This is a genomic window from Bartonella sp. MM97QHHN, from assembly GCF_042194285.1.
In the GTDB taxonomy this organism is placed as follows: domain Bacteria; phylum Pseudomonadota; class Alphaproteobacteria; order Rhizobiales; family Rhizobiaceae; genus Bartonella.
In genome coordinates this window covers 193,968-212,692 of record NZ_JBHIMS010000113.1, presented here as the reverse complement: position 1 = coordinate 212,692, position 18,725 = coordinate 193,968, and the positions used below count along the sequence as shown (strand labels likewise).

At 37.1% G+C, this 18,725-nt stretch carries 14 protein-coding genes; 7 read left to right on the top strand and 7 right to left on the bottom strand.

Features of this window, described 5'->3' with window-relative positions; all coding sequences use genetic code 11:
* The coding region (locus tag ACFIJW_RS10195; protein WP_375634344.1) for a pertactin-like passenger domain-containing protein at positions 1 to 4,550 on the bottom strand (4,550 nt) is incomplete at its 3' end.
* Between the two features lie 573 nt (positions 4,551 to 5,123).
* Between ACFIJW_RS10195 and ACFIJW_RS10190 the strand changes: the two genes are divergently transcribed.
* Complete coding sequence (locus tag ACFIJW_RS10190; protein WP_375634342.1) at positions 5,124 to 6,413, top strand: MFS transporter; 1,290 nt, start codon at positions 5,124 to 5,126, stop codon at positions 6,411 to 6,413.
* Here ACFIJW_RS10190 and ACFIJW_RS10185 read toward each other — a convergent pair.
* From ACFIJW_RS10185 to ACFIJW_RS10175, 3 genes are read right to left on the bottom strand one after another with little or no spacing between them, the layout of a single operon-like run.
* Positions 6,410 to 6,673 (bottom strand): hypothetical protein, encoded by a 264-nt coding sequence (locus tag ACFIJW_RS10185; RefSeq protein WP_375634347.1) that lies wholly within the window; start codon positions 6,671 to 6,673, stop codon positions 6,410 to 6,412. The two genes, ACFIJW_RS10190 and ACFIJW_RS10185, sit on opposite strands and share 4 nt — an antisense overlap.
* A complete protein-coding gene (locus ACFIJW_RS10180; protein ID WP_375634340.1) occupies positions 6,663 to 6,842 on the bottom strand; it encodes a hypothetical protein in 180 nt (59 codons plus the stop codon). Before ACFIJW_RS10180 ends, ACFIJW_RS10185 begins: the two co-directional genes overlap by 11 nt.
* On the bottom strand, positions 6,842 to 7,288 hold the full coding sequence (locus ACFIJW_RS10175) for a DNA polymerase III subunit chi (protein ID WP_375634338.1): 447 nt from the start codon (positions 7,286 to 7,288) through the stop codon (positions 6,842 to 6,844). Before ACFIJW_RS10175 ends, ACFIJW_RS10180 begins: the two co-directional genes overlap by 1 nt.
* Before the next feature lie 406 nt (positions 7,289 to 7,694).
* Between ACFIJW_RS10175 and lptF the strand changes: the two genes are divergently transcribed.
* The 6 genes from lptF (at position 7,695) to rsmA (ending at position 15,234) form a co-directional block, all read left to right on the top strand.
* Entirely contained in the window at positions 7,695 to 8,885 is a 1,191-nt protein-coding gene (lptF, locus tag ACFIJW_RS10170) for an LPS export ABC transporter permease LptF (RefSeq protein ID WP_375634111.1), read from the top strand.
* Positions 8,882 to 9,973, top strand: coding sequence for an LPS export ABC transporter permease LptG (lptG, locus tag ACFIJW_RS10165; protein WP_375634113.1), 1,092 nt, complete (start codon positions 8,882 to 8,884; stop codon positions 9,971 to 9,973). Before lptF ends, lptG begins: the two co-directional genes overlap by 4 nt.
* Positions 9,974 to 12,334, top strand: a complete 2,361-nt coding sequence (locus tag ACFIJW_RS10160; RefSeq protein WP_375634336.1) for an LPS-assembly protein LptD — start codon at positions 9,974 to 9,976, stop codon at positions 12,332 to 12,334. It abuts the gene before it with no gap.
* Between the two features lie 109 nt (positions 12,335 to 12,443).
* Positions 12,444 to 13,400 carry a SurA N-terminal domain-containing protein gene (locus tag ACFIJW_RS10155; protein ID WP_375634117.1) on the top strand — a complete coding sequence of 319 codons (957 nt, stop codon included), beginning with the start codon at positions 12,444 to 12,446 and terminating at the stop codon, positions 13,398 to 13,400.
* Positions 13,400 to 14,413 carry a 4-hydroxythreonine-4-phosphate dehydrogenase PdxA gene (gene pdxA, locus ACFIJW_RS10150; protein WP_375634334.1) on the top strand — a complete coding sequence of 338 codons (1,014 nt, stop codon included), beginning with the start codon at positions 13,400 to 13,402 and terminating at the stop codon, positions 14,411 to 14,413. Before ACFIJW_RS10155 ends, pdxA begins: the two co-directional genes overlap by 1 nt.
* On the top strand, positions 14,404 to 15,234 hold the full coding sequence (gene rsmA / locus ACFIJW_RS10145) for a 16S rRNA (adenine(1518)-N(6)/adenine(1519)-N(6))-dimethyltransferase RsmA (protein WP_375634121.1): 831 nt from the start codon (positions 14,404 to 14,406) through the stop codon (positions 15,232 to 15,234). The genes pdxA and rsmA overlap by 10 nt, the downstream gene beginning before the upstream one ends.
* 29 nt (positions 15,235 to 15,263) lie before the next feature.
* On the opposite strand, the gene gmk is transcribed toward rsmA, so the two are convergent.
* From gmk to fabF, 3 genes are all read right to left on the bottom strand, one after another.
* Positions 15,264 to 15,941 (bottom strand): guanylate kinase, encoded by a 678-nt coding sequence (gene gmk, locus ACFIJW_RS10140; protein ID WP_375634333.1) that lies wholly within the window; start codon positions 15,939 to 15,941, stop codon positions 15,264 to 15,266.
* A 306-nt stretch (positions 15,942 to 16,247) separates the two neighbouring features.
* On the bottom strand, positions 16,248 to 17,357 hold the full coding sequence (gene mltG / locus ACFIJW_RS10135; RefSeq protein WP_375634125.1) for an endolytic transglycosylase MltG: 1,110 nt from the start codon (positions 17,355 to 17,357) through the stop codon (positions 16,248 to 16,250).
* Positions 17,358 to 17,453: 96 nt separating this feature from the next.
* Positions 17,454 to 18,716: a beta-ketoacyl-ACP synthase II gene (gene fabF / locus ACFIJW_RS10130; RefSeq protein WP_375634331.1), complete on the bottom strand. Its 1,263-nt coding sequence runs from the start codon at positions 18,714 to 18,716 to the stop codon at positions 17,454 to 17,456.
* Positions 18,717 to 18,725: the final 9 nt, after the last annotated feature.

Genomic DNA, 18,725 nt, shown 5'->3' with positions numbered 1-18,725 from the left:
AGATTCTCACTCAATTGTGGAAAAGGTTGTTCTTTATGAACTGGACGCACAATCATTTGATCGGCTAAAGATTGAGAAGAGGTTAAAACAGCAGTTTGTTGTTTTTCATCAGAAAGAGGATGAGAACTTCCTGAACCTAAGACTTCAGTAACGTGACTTCTAAGAGAGGAAATAGTTGGAGATACAGAAGCCTGAGATTTTTGCCTTAAGTTTTGGCGGTTTTTTCTTCGACATGGCAATTTAATAGCATGCTCTTGTGGTGCTGTAATCGTTGAAAGAGAAGAAACTGATTGATTTTGATTTAAATGCCGCATAGATCTGCTTCTGCGTGGCGCACTATCCATGTAAACTGCAGTCAAATACCAAATTTTTCCCTCTTCATTCTCAATATTTTTGTGTTTTAAGCCATAAATATAAGTTCCTCCATCAACCATTACAGTTTTTGCGCCAGAAAAACTTTGTAGAGTAAAAGATGCGCTACCACTTTGATCAAAAATTAAATCAAGTCCTGCTGAAGAAGGATCAACAACTTCAATACCAGAATCTACGGCACTTATTGTGTGAAAACCACTCCCATTCTCAATAAAGAGGTAATCACCTTTTCCTTCTGCAAGGCTGACATTAAAATCGAAGTGTAGACTCCCTGCTAGATTATTAATATAAAGCTGAGAGTAATATAAATCATCTTCAGAAGAGGTGAAAATGACTTTTCCTACACCGCTTAACTGCTGAATGCGTGTACTTTTGTCGTCAACCCCACGAGCAACGGAGTATAATTGAGCGTCTTCTCCATTTAATTCAATGTTTTCTACTATAGTTTGTTGACCATCACCTCCAGCATCAAGATAGATCCCACCAAAATCTTGAACTTTTATTTCTCCTCCTAATATTGCACTAGGAGAAATCCATGAATTGGCATTACCTTCAATCGTTAGATTCTTCACAATTCCACCCGCATAGACTTCTTGAACACCACCAGTGCGTAAAATTACTCTATTCGCTTCACCCCCTGCTAAAACACGCTGCATACCCTCTGAAAAAACTTCAGTATTTACGGCTAAACCACCACTCTTTTGTATAAAATCATCATCATCTGCGAACCACTTAGCAAGAGTTTGTATTCCTCCACTCATCACTTTTGTTCCCACAGCCATCCCATCATCATATACATTCTGCTGTCCTGGCGTATCACCTTGACCATAAAGTGTCGTGTTATAAGCGCTGCTCCCCACAATTCCACCATTTACATAACCATCTCCGAAAACAAGCTGCTCCCCACCATAAATTTCAGCTCTCAATGCGGTTCCTCCTCCCTCCACTCTTTGTTTTCCACCCTCGTAAATAATCGTAAATTCTGAAATCCCTTGTTCCCCTACAATCTCAACACCACCATTTTCAATTGTCGTATTCTTACTGAAACCACCAGCTTCAACATAAAGTCTTCCTGATCCCTGAATTGTATTGTTAATGGACTTCTTAAGAACACCTCGCTCTCCATCATCAGAGATATAAACTACGTTATCATCACCGAGCAAAGAGCTTTGTAGAATTCCTCCTCCTTCGCCAATACTGTAATCAATTACATCAGAGATACTAAAATCTTTTGACGATGTCATATTTTCTTCTTTTTCAGGAAGCTTATCTATAGGTGACTCCGCATAAGGTGAAGAGATTACAGGAGCAAAAGTTATTTGTGACGTAGCCAAATACCAAGTCTTTGCCCCATTATCATCTTTTGTCTTTAAGCCATACATGTAGACTCCATTATCAATCGTACTCGTCTCTTCTCCAGAAAAATCTATCAGAGTAAAATGCGCATTTCCGCTTTGATCATGAATTAAATCAAGTTCCAAAACTAAATTCTGATCTTGTAGAGGAGAATTGGTAATTTCAACACCAGAATCGATAACGCTTATGGTGTGATGACCTGCTCCTCTTTTTATGAGAAGATAATCACCGCGCTGTTCTACAAAATTAGTATTAAACCTAAAATGTAAATTACCTGAAAGATTACCGACCTCAAGTTTAGAATAATGTGGATTAAACACGGTAGAAGTAAAAATAACGCGTCCATTCCCGCTTAAATCCTCAATCAAAGAGCTTTCACCGTCTATCTTGGAAGCAATAGAGTATAATGTGGTATCTTTGTCATTTAAAACAATTTTTTCTACTTCAGTACGAGATCGCTCAGTACCAGCATAAAGATAAATCCGTCCAGAATCATGAATCATAGTGCTTCCTTCTAATGTTGCACCAAAATGTAACCACGATTGTGCTTGATCCTTAATTATTAAATCTTTTACATAGCCTCCTAAATCTATTGCTTGGAAAGCATTCCCTTGTAAGAGAACACCAATCGCAATTCCTCCCGCTAAAACGTGTTGCTCTCCACCAGAAAAGACCTTCGTATCAAATGCAAAACTGCTATAATGGTCTAGATCTTCTTCCACAAAAAGATTTTGTACCCCTCCTTCCATGATCTTTGTGCTAAAAACCTCTCCATCATCATACACATTCTGGTATCCTAACACTCCATTTTTACCAGAAACGATAGTGTCATAGGCACTGCTTCTTACCATCTCACCTTTGATATCAGACTTTCCTGAAACAAACTGCTCACCACCGTAAATTTTAACCCCTTCAGCTTTTCCCCCATCTTCAACCTTTTGTTTTCCCCCTTTCTTAACTGTACTATCCTGTGAAAGACCCTGTGTTCTAACAAGCTCAGTGCCGCCTCTTTGAATTTTTGTATACAAGCTAAAACCACCGTGATAAACGGAGATCTTTCCACTGTCTTTAACTGTATTACTAATCGAAGTTTCTCCAGTGCTTTCAACTTTCTCACTGTTACTATCAAAGCTAGGATCAGCAATCGTAACAATCATTCCCTTTTCAATTGTGCGTTCTGTGAGATCATTCGATAATGAAGCTATAGCAGATGGTTGCAAGCTAAAATCAGAAAATAAAGAGGTATTTGTCTCATCAAGAGCATAATTCGCATCTAAATACCAGATTTTACCATTGCTCTCATTTTTTCTCTGTTTCAAACTGTACATGTAAGTTCCGGCATCAATAGCTTTGATTTTTTCACCAAAAGTGTTTGTCAGAGTAAAATGAGCGTTTCCACTATGATCAGAAATTAATGTAAATCTTCTGTGGGAAGGGATTGTGATCTCACCCCCAGAATCAGTAATACTTACTGTATGATAACCTGAACCACTTTCTTTAATGACAAGATAATCACTAAGGTGCTTGGCAAAATTGACATTAAAATTGAAATGTAAAGAACCTGAAAGATCATCAATATTAAGCTGAGAATAATGCTTATTAGTCCCTAAAGACGTAAAAATAACTCTGCCACTTCCCGTTAAATTCTGGACATTAACCTGAAGTTTTTTGCTGTTATCTTCAGACGCAATAATGTATAGTTTGGTATCTTCTCCATTTAAATTAAGATTGTCTACTTCCGTAACAGCTTCACCATTTCCAGCATAAAGATAGAGATTGCCAAAATTATTAACATTTGTATTTTCACCTAATATCGCACCAGCAAAAACCCATGATTTTGCTTGATGATTAATTGTTAGATTATCCACGTATCCAGAATCATATATCTTCTGAGTAGCTCTATCGTATAAAGTAACTTCGCTCGCATTCCCTCCTGCTAAGATATTCTGCGCACCATTTTTAAAAAGTTCTGTACTCAGTGCAAAAGCCCCTTCATTTATTGTAAAATCCTCACCCTCTATATCAGTATCTTCTGCAAAGCCGTTATTAGAATTCTCTTTACCATCAAGATTCTGGACACCTCCTTTCATAACCTTTGTGTCAACAGCCATCCCACCACTATAGACACTTTGTAGTCCTAGCATTCCATTTTCAGCATAAATTTCGGTGTTATAAGCACTACTTGCCTTATCTTTTCGCGATAAACCAGATCCAAGGCTTCCCTTACCAAAAATAATCTGCTCGCCACCATGGATTTGAGCCCCTTCTGCATTTGCACCACTCTCAACAATTTGTTTACCACCTTTTTTTACAGTGGCATATTCCGAACTGCTCAAGTTTTGTACAACCTCAATCCCACCATGCTCAATTGTTGTATCTCTACTAACACTTGCTGCATCAATGTAGAGTTTTCCCCCTTCTCTAACCGTATTATTAATGGAATAAGCTGCATCTTTATAGTTAAAGCTATTTATTTCAGAACCTTCAGAGTCACGGTTAGTAATATAGATCGCAGCACCATCGCTTATTATTGAATTTGTGAGGACTTCAAAGAATAGCTTTTCTAATCTCTTCCTTTCCTCTTCTGAAAGATCACTTCCTTCTACTGTCTGTTTATTCTCTATCTTTTTTGATTCCCCCTTTTTTTCTTTTAGTCCCCTCACTTCCGATAACAACTTTCTTGTCTCTTCTAGGTGTTCACTGATACTTACTGGTGTTAATAACTTTTCTTTTGGTGTCGCTACTCCATCTGCACTCGCAATCTTGACAAAAAAACCACTGGTTATTAATGCACAAAAACTTAATTTCAATTTGCGTTGCATTATTCACACTCCATAATTTTAAATTTAAATTCTCCCATTTAGAAAAAAGTGCATAGACCAAAACAACTCAATGCAATTGCTCAACCTCATGTTTTTTTAAGATAACAAAGCATTCGATGGATTAAACTCTGACAGATCAAATATACATCATGTGTTTTAAAATGCATGCACAGCTAAAAGATTTAATTTGTTTTAGATACACTTTAAAAGTGTTATAATTGCATCCATGAAAAATATTTTTAATATTTTAAGACACTAAACACCGATCTACGAATAAGATTGATTCCTTAATAGATAAAAATAGCATTAAACTTTAAAGGAAACAGCAATGTGAATGAGAGCTGCGTTTATGTCCACCTATTGCCATCTTCTACAGCATTTAAAGCAGTGTCTTTATTTTATTCAATATGGATAATATATAGACCACTTATTCATACTCATCAGTCCATAATCATTATTCTAATATATAACGAAGTGTCACAATATTGACTCGACACTGATTTGAAATTTCTATAGTTATAGTCAGTTAACTCGTCATTTGATTTGTCATATACTGAAAGGGACATTCTATTCATGTCTATAAACTCAGAAATGAAAGCTACAAGCAACAGAAATTCCCCTCGTCGCATTTTGTTTGCAAGCCTTATTGGCCCAACAATTGAATTCTTTGATTTCTATGTCTTTGCCACTGCCGCAGCTCTCATATTTCCTCATGTGTTTTTTCCAACACAAAATGATCAGATTGCCATTTTACAATCTTTCCTGATCTTTGGAGCGGCCTTTTTTGCTCGGCCCTTTGGATCAATTGTTTTTGGACATTTTGGAGATAAAATTGGAAGAAAAGCAACACTTATTGCTTCTCTTCTCACAATGGGGCTTTCAACAGTCATTATTGGTTTTCTTCCTACTTATGAAACCGCTGGATGGTTTGCCCCTTTCCTCTTGACCTTGTGCCGTATTGGACAGGGAATGGGATTAGGAGGAGAATGGGGAGGAGCTGTTTTGCTCGCAACAGAAAATGCCCCTCCAGAAAAGCGCGGCTGGTACGCGATGTTCCCCCAATTGGGTGTTCCAATCGGTTTATTTTTATCTATTGCCGTTTATTTAGGTCTGTTGCATTTCCTTGATCATGAAGAACTTTTAGCTTGGGGATGGCGCATTCCTTTTATTGCTTCAGTTGTTTTTATGATTATAGGATTATGGATCCGTCTTTCAATCAATGAAACTGTTCAATTCAAAAAAACTCTTGAAAGTAAAGAACGTGTCAAAGTTCCTATCATCGATGTCTTTTTAAAATGTCCACGAATCCTATTTCTTGGAATATTTTCTGGTATGGCAACATTTGTTTTGTTTTACTTGGTCACTGCATATTTGTTAAGCTACTCAACAAACCATCTGCAATTGCCATTTTATCAAGCTCTTCAAGTCGAAATTGTTGGTGCTATTTTCTGTGGAATTTTTACTGTCATCACTGGAAAACTCGCTGATCGTATTAGACGTCGAACTTTGATGATTTGGGTTACAATCATCACCGGTATCTATTCTTTTGCAATTCCTTATTTCTTAAATTCTGGAGTTATAGGAGTCCTTGCAATGTCTGTTATCGGTTTGTCTATCATGGGGATGATATACAGTCCTCTTGGTGCTGTTTTGGCTTCACCATACCCAACAGCAATTCGATATACTGGTTCTTCTATTACTTTCAACTTATCGGGTATCGTAGGAGCCTCTCTTGCGCCTTATATTGCAGAATATCTGGTACAACATTTTGATACATCTTATATCGGCTATTATTTGCTTCTTGCTTCTTTTATTTCACTGATTTGCTTCGTCGGATTTACAGATGATGAAATATCCAACTAAAATATAACAAAGAAGAATAAAATAAGTACTGGCAGCAAAAATGCTGCCAGTTTCATTTTTAAAGACAGGGGTTGAGGTATTTTCCACCACAATATTCCCGCGAACAAGGCACTCAAAAAGAAAAATAAAAAATCTGCAATATTGCTTATATAAGAAACAGCAAACATTTCTGATAAGATATGCGTTGTCCCCAACCATGAAACGCAAAAGAAGGACAACATCACAGCCCATAAAACAAGCAAAATTCGATCAATAATCATCATTATGGCGTTTCATTTTTTTAATTATAGTCCATATATTTAACATGCCTAAAAGAAAAATCACAATAAAAACCCAACGCCCTCCCCCTGAGCCTTCCGTAATAAAAAGTGAAGGATTTACTATTCCCAGTAATCCTATAAAAATCAGAACAATAGATACGAGACGCATTAAACCTGTTTTTCCCAGCGACGATCTTCAGTCTGTTGCCAATACGTTAAATTATGATTTTCCATTTTATATTTTTTCCACTGTGCACGAACGAGATTCAACTGCTCTTCACTTTTACCATCAAATATCACGACAAGTCGTTGATAAGCATCAATATCCGAACAAACAGCTCCCTCTATGAGAAAACGAATCTTTGAATCATTCGGATTTTCTTGTCCTGTCGTAAGAAATACAGGCTGAAAGTTTGGATATTGATCACACTCCGTTCCATGTCCAATAAATGATTCATCAGTATAAACCCATAAATGTATATCTATAGAATCGCGTTGTTCTTTACTCACACACTGTATTGTTACTGTACCAAAACGAGCCAATGCACGCTCCACAAGCGTCGGCAAAATATCCTTCAGCGTTGACTGCGTCAAATGATAGAATAAAATATCCAATCTCTTAAGCCTTCATCATTCTTTATAAAAAAGCTAACATCTTTTTAAAAAAACCTCTATATTCCTAATACAAAGGAAACGGTTCAAGATATAAACCCTCTTTTTTGATTGAGATGCATCATCTTTTTGCACGTGTCTTTAAAAGACAATAATTTTTATTTTCAACGTTAATAAAAAGTTTTTTAAGTTATCTTCTAGATTCTTCTAGTTTCTTTGTAGACTATAGTTGAAAATAAAATATAATGTACGGAAAATTTAAAGAGGACCTCATAGGCAATTTTATATTATTTATTTGGTAAAAATATCCAATTCATGAAAGGATATTTTTTCAAACTTTATTACATTTTAACCGAAAGCAGTAAGAATATTTGCTATCGAATTAAAAACTGAGGATTTTCCCCAATTTATGCGTATTATTGAGTTCTACATCCTGAAACGTGTCCTTGTTTTGTTTAGTTCTGTCATGATTGCAGCAGTGGGCGTTAGTTGGACTATACAAATTCTTGCACGGATAAACTTTCTCACAACAAGTAAACAAACACTCCTCACAGTCTTACAATTTTCACTCTCATTGGTTCCTTCTGTTATTTTTCTTGTCATTCCATTTGCATTAGTGATCGCAGTTACAACCATCCTCTCAGCAATGCATCAAGACTCAGAATTTGCTGTCATCAATGCCTCTGGTTTTCCTAAAAGTACTGTTTGGAAACCTATCCTTCTTCTTGCTATTGTTGCATCCTGTATCTCCTTTTCTATAGCTAATTTTGTTGTTCCTCAAGCGCGTCTTCATATGCGACAAATGCTAGCAAGCGCTCATTTTGATCTTATTAATCTATTCATTAGTGAAGGGAGCTTTCAAAAACTCGCCAATAACCTTTACATAGAAATTGGCGAACGAAATCCAAACGGAACACTTGAACGCCTTTTCATTGCCGACCAGCGTGATCCTAAAACTGATCTTTTTTATTATGCAACAGACGCATCCATTGTGAATAATAAAAACGGCAGTTTTCTGGTTCTCAATAACGGTGAAATAGAAAGAGTCAATCATCAAAATAACAGTGTTTCAATCGTGCAATTTAGCTCATATACTTTTAGCCTAGGAGAGTTTATCCCCAGTGATAAAACACCTACTCTTTATCCAAAAGATCGGTCTCTTTCTTATTTACAAAACCCTGACCCAAAAGATCCCTACTATCAACGAAAACCACTCCAATATAAAGCTGAATTTCACCGCAGATTAACACAATGGCTCTACCCTATTGTTTTTTCACTTATTGCATTAGCAGCGGCAGGGGATGTACGCTCCCATCGACAAGCTCGTCATTCCGCAAACCTCTCGGCAATTGCCCTTTCTTTTCTGGTGTATTGGATAGGATATTTTTTCGCAGAAAAATCAAAAAGCGATCTTGCATACGTTCCTCTCCTTTATATTATACCTATAGGAACAAGTGCATTTGTCTTTTTTATGCTTTTAACGAATCATAAAATTGGGCTTCCCACAAAAGTTAATGAGATACTTCAAATCGCTTTTCAAAAAATAATGAACAAATTTGAACATCGAAAATCTCAAGATTCCTCGGATAAAATATCATGATTGGGTGGACACTTGGACGATATTTTTTTATACGTTATCTTAAAATAACTTGTTATTTCTTGGGAAGCATTTTTGTTCTTGCTCTTTTAATCGATTTCACAGAGAATTCCGGTAGGCTATCTTCCCTTCCGCATTATACAGCAAAAGATGCATTTTTCCTCTCTGTTTTACGCATCCCTTTTATCATGCAACAACTTATCCCTTTCATTGCACTCTTTTCTGCAATGGCAACGCTTATCTCGCTCAACAAAAAACTTGAACTTGTGGTGACTCGTTCAATCGGTGTTTCTGCATGGCAATTTCTTATGCCAGCTTGTTTTGGAGCTTTTCTTTTAGGATTATTTTCAATTCTTCTCATTAATCCACTTGCTGCATGGGGATTTTCTCAAGCAGAAAAAAAGATGACTGAATGGCGCAATCACAATGTACTAACACCTCTTCACAATACAAGTATCCACTGGTTAACACAACGTACAAATTTAGGCAGAACAACCATTGGTGCTAAATCTATCACCGATCAAGGACTTTCTCTTCTCGATGCAACCTTTGTACAATACAATGACAATGCAACCGTTAAAAATTGGATTAACGCCCCAAAAGCAACCTTGACTAATGGATTTTGGCAATTAACAAATGGAACAATCTATAAAATAGGGCATCCTCCTGAAAAATTTACCGTGTTGCAAATAAAAACCAATCTAAAACCTGAATTTTTAACGGAACGTTTAGTGAATCCCGCAACTATTCCATTTTACCAATTGCCAAAAAAAATTATGATTGCACGTTCATTTGGCTATTCTGCTAATAATTTTGATATGTATTTCCAATCTTTGATTGCATTACCGGCATTGCTTGTGGCAATGACCCTCATTGCAGCAACTGTATCTTTAAATTTTACACGTTTTGGGCAATCTAGAATGTTGATTCTTGGTGGCGTAATAGCTGGGTTTATGCTTTATGTTATTTCCGTACTTGTTCAAGCTTTTGGTAATGCTGGATATATTCCACCAATTATTGCAGCTTGGACACCCGTTGTTATTGCGTTATTCTTAGGAATCTCTTTTTTACTTCATAAAGAGGATGGCTAAGTGAAAGCATTAACACTTAAAAAAACTATTTTAACAAAATTAAGTGCTCTCGCTTTTAAAAGTGTTGTGGGGATTATTTTAGGAGGTGCTTTATCTTATTGTGCGCACGCTCAAAGCCTTCAATCTCCTTCTCAAAGTCGCATTCAAAATCCGGAACCTCCTCTTTTGCTCTCTGCGGATGAACTCATCTACAATCGTGATGAAAACACTGTTTCTGCAAACGGTAATGTCAAAATCGAATATGATGGCAATAAAGTTATCGCTCAAAAAATTATTTACAATCAAAAAACAGGACGGCTTATAGCACAAGGGAACGTTGAAATTACTCAAAAGGATGGTAATAAAATTTATTCCAACCAAATTGATATGACCAAAGATCTTGGCGAGGGTTTTGTAAACGCCTTACGTATTGATACAGCCAACAATGTTCACTTTTCAGCCCAAAATGCTACACGCAAACACAATCACATAACAGTCTTTGAAAATGCAACCTATACAGCCTGTGAACCTTGCTCTTATAAACCAGATCGAGACGTCCTATGGAAAATTAAAGCAAGAAAGATCATATGGAATAATAGCGTCAAAAAAATTCGGTTTGAAAATAGCAGTTTTGAAGTTTTTGGTGTACCGGTTATAAAATTTCCAAATTTTGAGATCTATGATCCAACTGTCAGGCGTGCTAGCGGTCTGCTTACTCCTCATTTTTTTTATACTGATTATCTCGGTATGGGGATAAAGAATTCTTATTTCTGGAATCTCGCCCCCCATTATGATTTTACCCTTTCTTCTACGGTTTATACCCAACAAGGGCTTTTAACCGAAGGGGAATGGCGTCAGCGTTTAAAAACGGGCCGTTATAACATTCGCTTTGCTCATATATATCAAATGAAACCGCATAGATTTGATAATGATACGATTGATGCCCAACATAAAAACCGTTATATGCTGGCGACAAAGGGGGATTCTCGTATTAACTCACACTGGGCTTATGGATGGGATATTCTTGCACAATCAGATCGGCATTTTAGTCGTGCCTATAAACTTGAAAACTATAACAATCCTACACAACTTTCTCAGATCTATCTGAATGGTCTTGCAGGAAAAAATTATTTTGATATGCGTTTTTATCATTTTAAAGTTCAAGATTCAATACTGAATGATCCTCATTATGAACGTCACTCTCGACAAGCGTGGGTCTTACCACGCATCGATTATTTTTTCACACCAGATGAACCCATTTATAATGGAGAGCTTACCTTCCATAGTAATATACAATCAGTTTATCGTCGCCATGCTGACTTCAGTTCACCCGACCAGAACGGAAACCCTCTCAACACAGTAAGACTTTCTGGTATGGCTGGAAATAGTTTGCGTTTAACAAACGAGCTTCAGTGGAAAAAGCGCTTCAACACGCACAATGGACTCATTTTAACCCCTCTTCTCTCTCTACGAACTGATATCATTACAACCAATGCAAGCAAAAATCATACAGATTCTATAGAAAACAATGCCTTATCCGCAATTCATGGTTCAGCAATTCGTGGCATGGCAACAGCAGGGTTGGAACTACGCTATCCCTTCCTCATTATAGCTGATCATTCTACACATATTATAGAACCAACTGCACAAATTTTTATACGCAATAATGAACAATATATTGGACAAATTCCTAATGAAAATGCTCAAAGCTTTGTCTTTGATGCAACCACTCTCTTTCAACGAGACAAATTTTCTGGTTATGATCGTGTAGAAGGTGGTACAAGAGCCAATATAGGTATAAGATATTCTGGAAGCCTTAATGATAATTGGTCTCTTTATAGTCTCATTGGACAATCCTTTCATCTAGCAGGAAAGAATTCTTTTGCAGAAAAGGACTTTATCAATGTTGGTACTCATTCTAGCTTAGAGGCAAAACGTTCAGACTATGTTGCAATGTTTGGTACAACCCATAAAAGTGGTTTTTCCTTAGAAACGCGTGGACGCTTTGACAAAAAAACAGGGAAAATCCGCCGTAGTGAAATCGAAGCATCACAAAAATGGCAAAATTTTTGGGCGGCTCTACAATATGCCTATATCGCAAAGCAACCAGATTATGAATATTCTCAAAAGCGCCAAGAAATTTCTTTTCAAACAGGACTTAAATTGGCAGATTATTGGTCCATTAATAGCAACGCCGGTTATGATTTAGTATCTGGTACATTTATAAAGCGAGGAATTAGCTTGAGTTATATGGATGAATGTTTCGGGTTAACATTCGGTTATCAACAGGTAACGAATCCAGGCAGGAAAGCACCCTTGCAAAACTTTAATTTCTCTCTTTCATTGCGTACGATTGCAGATATCGGAAAAAAGATAGATTAATTTATAAAGGGAATGTATCAGTCATTTAACTTATCATTGTTTTTATAAAAGAAAGCGTGTATTTTAAGTTGTTGATGAGAATTAATAAACAATGCGAAAGCCTATTTACATGAATAAATTGAAAAAGCGTTTTCTTGCTTTATTTTATATTGCATCTTTGAGCGTAAGTAGCCTGCTAATAAATGGATTTTTGATTCCGACAGTCTTTGCGCAGACTTCTATTGTTGTTACAGTTAATGGCAACCCCATCACAAATTATGATATACAAAGACGCCTTGCTTTTCTCAGGTTACAACAAAAGCAAAGCAATTTGGTGGCACAGGCTAAAAAAGAGCTTATTGACGAAAAGCTAAAAAATATTGAAATAAAACGTCGTAATATTGAAGTAAGCAATGATGAAGTTGATAGAGCTTTTGAGAATTTTGCGACACAAAATAATATGACGATTGATCAGCTCAACCAGATTCTGATCCAAACTGAGATCACTGTGCAACACTTTAAAGATTACATCCGTGGACAAATAGGATGGGGGCGTCTTGTTAGTGCACGCTATCAAGCTGAAACTGGTATGATTAGCGAACAAGAAGCTGTACGCAGAATATTAAAAAATGGTGGTGTAAAACCTTCAACCAACGAATATACATTACAGCGAATTGTTTTTGTCATTCCTGCACATCGTCGTTCAGAAATCTTTGAAAGACGTCAAAGAGAAGCAAGTAATTTTCGCGCACATTTCCGTGGATGTGCCAATGCTCACAATCAAGCAAGAGGTATTTTAGACGTTACTATCCGCCACTTAGGAAAGTTTCTGGAGCCACAACTTCCTAATGCATGGGAACAAGCTATTCTTGAAACGCCTGCTGGAAAAATGACAAAATTACAAGAAACATCTGATGGAATCGAAGCAATTGCTGTCTGCAAAATAAAAAGAGTTTCTGATGATTATGTCGCTCGACTGATATTTTCTCTTCAAGATAGTAAAAAAAGAAGCCCGCAAAAACTTGAAGAATTAAGCGAAAAATATTTAGGAGAACTGCGGCGAGTGGCACGCATTCAAAATTCATAATGGCTGCTCTTATTGTTAGCGGTGGTGATCCTGCCGGAATTGGTCCTGAAATAGTACTAAAAGCGTGGAATTTGCGTGTTACGCGCCAAATTCCACGTTTTGTACTTCTTGCTGATCCAGATGTTATTCGTTCGCGCGCTCGTTTTTTACAGATTGATGTTGAGGTGCAATCTGTTTTAATCAATAATCCTGCAAAAAATTTTCAAAACGCTCTTCCTATCATACCGTTAAAAAACAAACAAAGTGATCAATTAGGTATACCTTCATCGAATAATGCCGCTGGAATTATTGAAGCAATTAAACGCTGTGTTCAATTGATTCAAAATGGCCATGCATGTGCACTTATCACTTGTCCTATTGCAAAAAAGAGTCTTTATGATGCCGGTTTTCAATTTCCAGGTCATACAGAATTTTTAGCCGATTTAGCCCATAAAGCTTTTCATAAATGTTATCATCCAGTTATGATGTTAGCAGGACCCCGATTAAAAACAGTACCAATAACTGTTCATATTCCATTTAAAAATGTTCCTTCACAGCTTACCCGTGATTTAATTATTCAAACGGTACTTATTACTGAATATGACTTAAAAACAAGGTTTAAAATAACGTCACCCCGACTAGCTGTTGCTGGTCTTAATCCTCATGCTGGAGAAGGAGGTGCAATGGGAAAAGAAGATATTGAAGTTATCACTCCTGCTATTGAATATCTTAAAAAGAAAGGACTCAATATTGCAGGCCCACTGCCTGCCGACACAATGTTCCATGAATGCGCAAGAAAAGCATATGACGTTGCCATTTGTATGTATCATGATCAAGCCCTTATCCCTGTTAAGACATTAGATTTTGATAGCACTGTTAATGTCACTTTAGGTCTACCTTTTATTCGCACGTCTCCAGATCACGGAACTGCTTTTGACATTGCTGATAAAGGGATAGCCTCTCCCGAAAGCTTTATTGCTGCTCTTAAACTTGCAAATCAACTTGCAAAAAATAATTTAAACCCATGCCAATAGATAATCTCCCTCCTCTGCGTGAGGTCATTGATATATACGGATTACAAGCGCATAAATCTTTGGGGCAGAATTTTCTTTTTGATCTTAATTTAACATCTAAAATTGCTCATCAAGCAGGCAATATAGAAGGAAAACCTGTTCTTGAAATTGGTCCAGGTCCTGGAGGTCTCACACGTGCCTTGCTAGCAAAGGGTGCCATTGTAACAGCAATAGAACGCGATGAGCGCTGCATACCGGCTCTCTTAGAAATAGAAAAACACTATCCTAAAAAATTAAAAGTTATTTGTAATGATGCACTGAAGCAAGACTTCTCAAAACTCTTTGAAACAAGCCCAGTAAAACCTCGCATTATTGCAAATCTTCCCTATAATATTGGGACACAACTCTTATTAAATTGGCTTTTAACTGAACCATGGCCTCCTTTTTATGAATCAATGACATTGATGTTTCAACGTGAAGTTGCCAAACGGATTACAGCTAAACCTCAATCTACTCATTATGGACGTCTTAGTGTCTTAACTGGCTGGCGTACCATTGCTAAAATTGCTTTTGATGTCCCCCCTCAAGCCTTCATACCAATACCTAAAGTAACGTCTTCCGTTGTTCATATTATTCCGCGAACACAACCTCTTTCCTGCTCTGCACAAAAACTAAGCCTCGTCACAAAAACCGCCTTTGGGCAAAGACGAAAAATGCTTCGTCAAAATCTCAAAACACTTGGAGGTGAAGTGCTCTTAGAAAAAGCTGGAATTGACGGAACGCGCCGTGCTGAAACGCTCTCGGTTTCTGAATTTGTAATTTTAGCGCATCTAGTGCTCTAAAAAATGCACTTTGTGTTATAAAACCTTTTTTAATCACAACATTTATCGATTTTTTCAGCAATAAGCCCATCAACAAAAGATCCAAGATAAGAACAACGCTCACGTTTTACGGTTTCAGCTAAATAAATTGATTTAATAAAAGATAAAGACTGATCTAAATCTTCGTTAATCACAACATAATCATAAGAACGCCAATGCTTTAACTCCGTTCGTGCATTTTCTAATCGCAAATTGATGATATCTTGACTATCTTCTGCTCGACGATGTAAACGCGAAACAAGCTCTTTCATTGATGGTGGAAGGATAAAAACAGATACAGTATCTCCTAGCATCTTTTTTTGTAGCTGCTCGGTACCTTGATAATCAATATCAAATAACATATCATGGCCAGCATTCAATGCGTTTTCAACAGTTTCACGTAAAGTGCCGTAATAATTTCCGTGAACTTCTGCCCATTCAATAAATTCATTTCTATCACGCTTATATTCAAACTCTTCCTTTGAAATAAAGTTATAATGCAGCCCATCTACTTCACTAGGACGCCTTTTCCTTGTGGTCATACTTACGGAAAGCTCTAATTGTCCCTCTTTTAGAAGTAATCGAGAAATTGTTGATTTTCCAGCACCTGAAGGCGAAGAGAGAATAAATAAAAAACCGCGGCGTTTATTCATTTTTATAGTACTCAATTTACTTTCAAAGACTGTCATTACATCACTCTACTTTGTTCATAAATGTTTCTCCAAAATTTGAATTATACATTATCTCAACCTATCCCCTAATCAATGTGTTTTCTTAGAAATTCTCAATGTTATTCTGCTCTTTTTTGAGATAAGGTATTAGCAGTATATTCACTTCTTTCTTAAATATTTTTATCCATACGCTAATCCCACTTCCCACTTGTGACAGACAAGAAAATAATTTTTTATCATTCTCATAAAAAGTTTAAATAGAAAAATTTTACTATATTTGAGACTTTCATTTACGATGCAAAAAGATGTGTTATCACTATAAATTCAATGTCTTGCCTTTAATTCTCGCCACTTGCGAACATTCATATTATGTTCTTCTAAAGTTCGAGAAAAAACATGCCCTCCTGAACCATCAGCAACAAAATAAAGTGCATCACTGCTTGGTGGATGTGCCACCGCTTTCAAAGAATCTCGACCTGGATTTGCAATAGCCGTTGGGGGCAAACCATTAATTTTATAAGTATTATATGGTGTTTCCTTCTCAAGATCTGAACGATAAATCGCACGACCGGATGGTTTTCCTTTTCCTCCGAAGAGACCATAAATTACTGTTGGATCCGATTGAAGACGCATATGCTTTGTAAGGCGGTTATAAAATACCGCAGCAACCATTGGTCTTTCTGCTGCAATTCCCGTTTCTTTCTCAACAATTGAGGCTAATATAACAAATTCATCAATTGATTTAATAGGTAAACCAGGTGAACGCGTAGCCCATATAGCATGAATTAATTTTGTCTGTCCTTCACGCAATCTATTTACAATCTCTTTACGCGTTGTCCCCCGAATAAAACGAACCGTATCCGTCATTAAACAGCCTTCTGGAGGCAAAATTTTTGGAAGGTCTCCAATCAAAATTTCATTCGCAGCTAATCGATCGAAAACTTGCTGAACCGTTAAACCTTCAGGTACTGTAAATGTATACTCTATAGATTTTCCTTTCACAAGAATATCCATAATATCCTGCATCGAAGCATGAGCTGGAATTAAATATTCACCAGCCTTCAGATGCGTTGTTTTTTGGTGATAACCAACCCCATAAACAAAAATATCTGATGATCGAATGAAACCACGTTTTTCTAGCAATGAAGCAATTTCACGAATTCCGGTACCAGGATGGATAAGAACAATTTGTTCTTCCTCAATTTTTCCCTTTTCTTCAAAAATACTTTTTCCAATATAAAGAGGAATACTTATGGCAAAAAGAATAATCACAATCAGCATAAGAAAAAAATGACCGAGAATGACCAACGGATTACGGACGATAGATGATTTCTTTCGTTTTTTATGTATTAACATGTCATAACTATCTGCTAAATGATTCGAAGAGGAATCACTTACGTCCTTTAATGATTTTCCATTTTTCACATCGGACATAACCCCTCAATAGCAATTAAGGATAATATTATAATCTCTCATTCACCTTATAATAAAGTAGGAAACTCAAAAGCAGAAATTAAATAAAAATACTTATTATCCCCTAAAACGTCGCATCACCAACGATGCATTTGTCCCACCAAATCCAAAAGAATTAGAAAGAATCGTATCAATCTTTCGTTCACGCGGTTTGTGTGGTACAAGATCGATTTTTGTTTCAATCGATGGATTGTCAAGATTAAGTGTCGCTGGGGCTATATTATCCCGTATAGCTAAAATAGAAAAAATAGCCTCAGCAGCACCGGCTGCACCAAGTAAATGCCCGATAGATGATTTCGTTGATGACATAGAAACTTGTGGTGCATAACTCCCTAAAACACGCTCAACAGCCGCTAGCTCTATGGAATCAGCCATCGTAGATGTACCATGAGCATTAATATAATCAAGTTCACTCACATTCACTTGTGCACGCTTAAGAGCAGCTATCATACTACGCTGAGCCCCTTCACCACTTTCTGAAGGTGCTGTAATGTGGTAAGCGTCACCAGATAAACCATAACCAATAACCTCAGCATAAATATGCGCCCCTCGTTTTTTGGCATGTTCCAGCTCTTCTAAAACAACAACAGCTGCTCCTTCCCCCATCACAAAACCATCACGATCAGTATCATAAGGACGTGACGCCCGTTCAGGATCATCATTGCGACAAGTAGAAAGAGCTCTACAAGCTGCAAAACCTGCAAGAGATATCCGATTTATCGGAGATTCAGTCCCCCCTGCCACCATGACATCTGCATCACCAAACATAATCAAACGTGCCGCATCACCAATCGCATGCGCCCCTGTTGAACAAGCAGTTACAACAGAATGATTAGGCCCCCGTAAACCATATTGAATAGACACATAACCAGAAGCAAGATTAATCAAACGACCTGGAATAAAAAAGGGAGAAACACGACGTGGGCCCTTATCACGAAGCGTATAACCAGCTTCAACAATACCCTCAACTCCCCCAATTCCCGAACCAATTAACACACCTGTACAAATCTGATCTTCATCACTCTTAGGAAACCATTCGGCATCTGCAAGCGCTTGGTTAGCAGCAGCCATTGCATAAACAATAAATGCATCAACTTTACGTTGCTCCTTAGGTTCCATATACAAATCAGCATTATAGGTCCCCTCTGTTCCATCCCCTAAGGGGATACGCGCAGCAATCTGGCATGGCAAATCTGACACATCAAACTCAGTGATACGTCGGACACCACTTCTTCCTTCAAGAAGTCGTTTCCAACTATATTCAATATTACCAGCTAATGGAGATACCAATCCTAAACCAGTAACAACAACACGTCTCATAACTTCTAA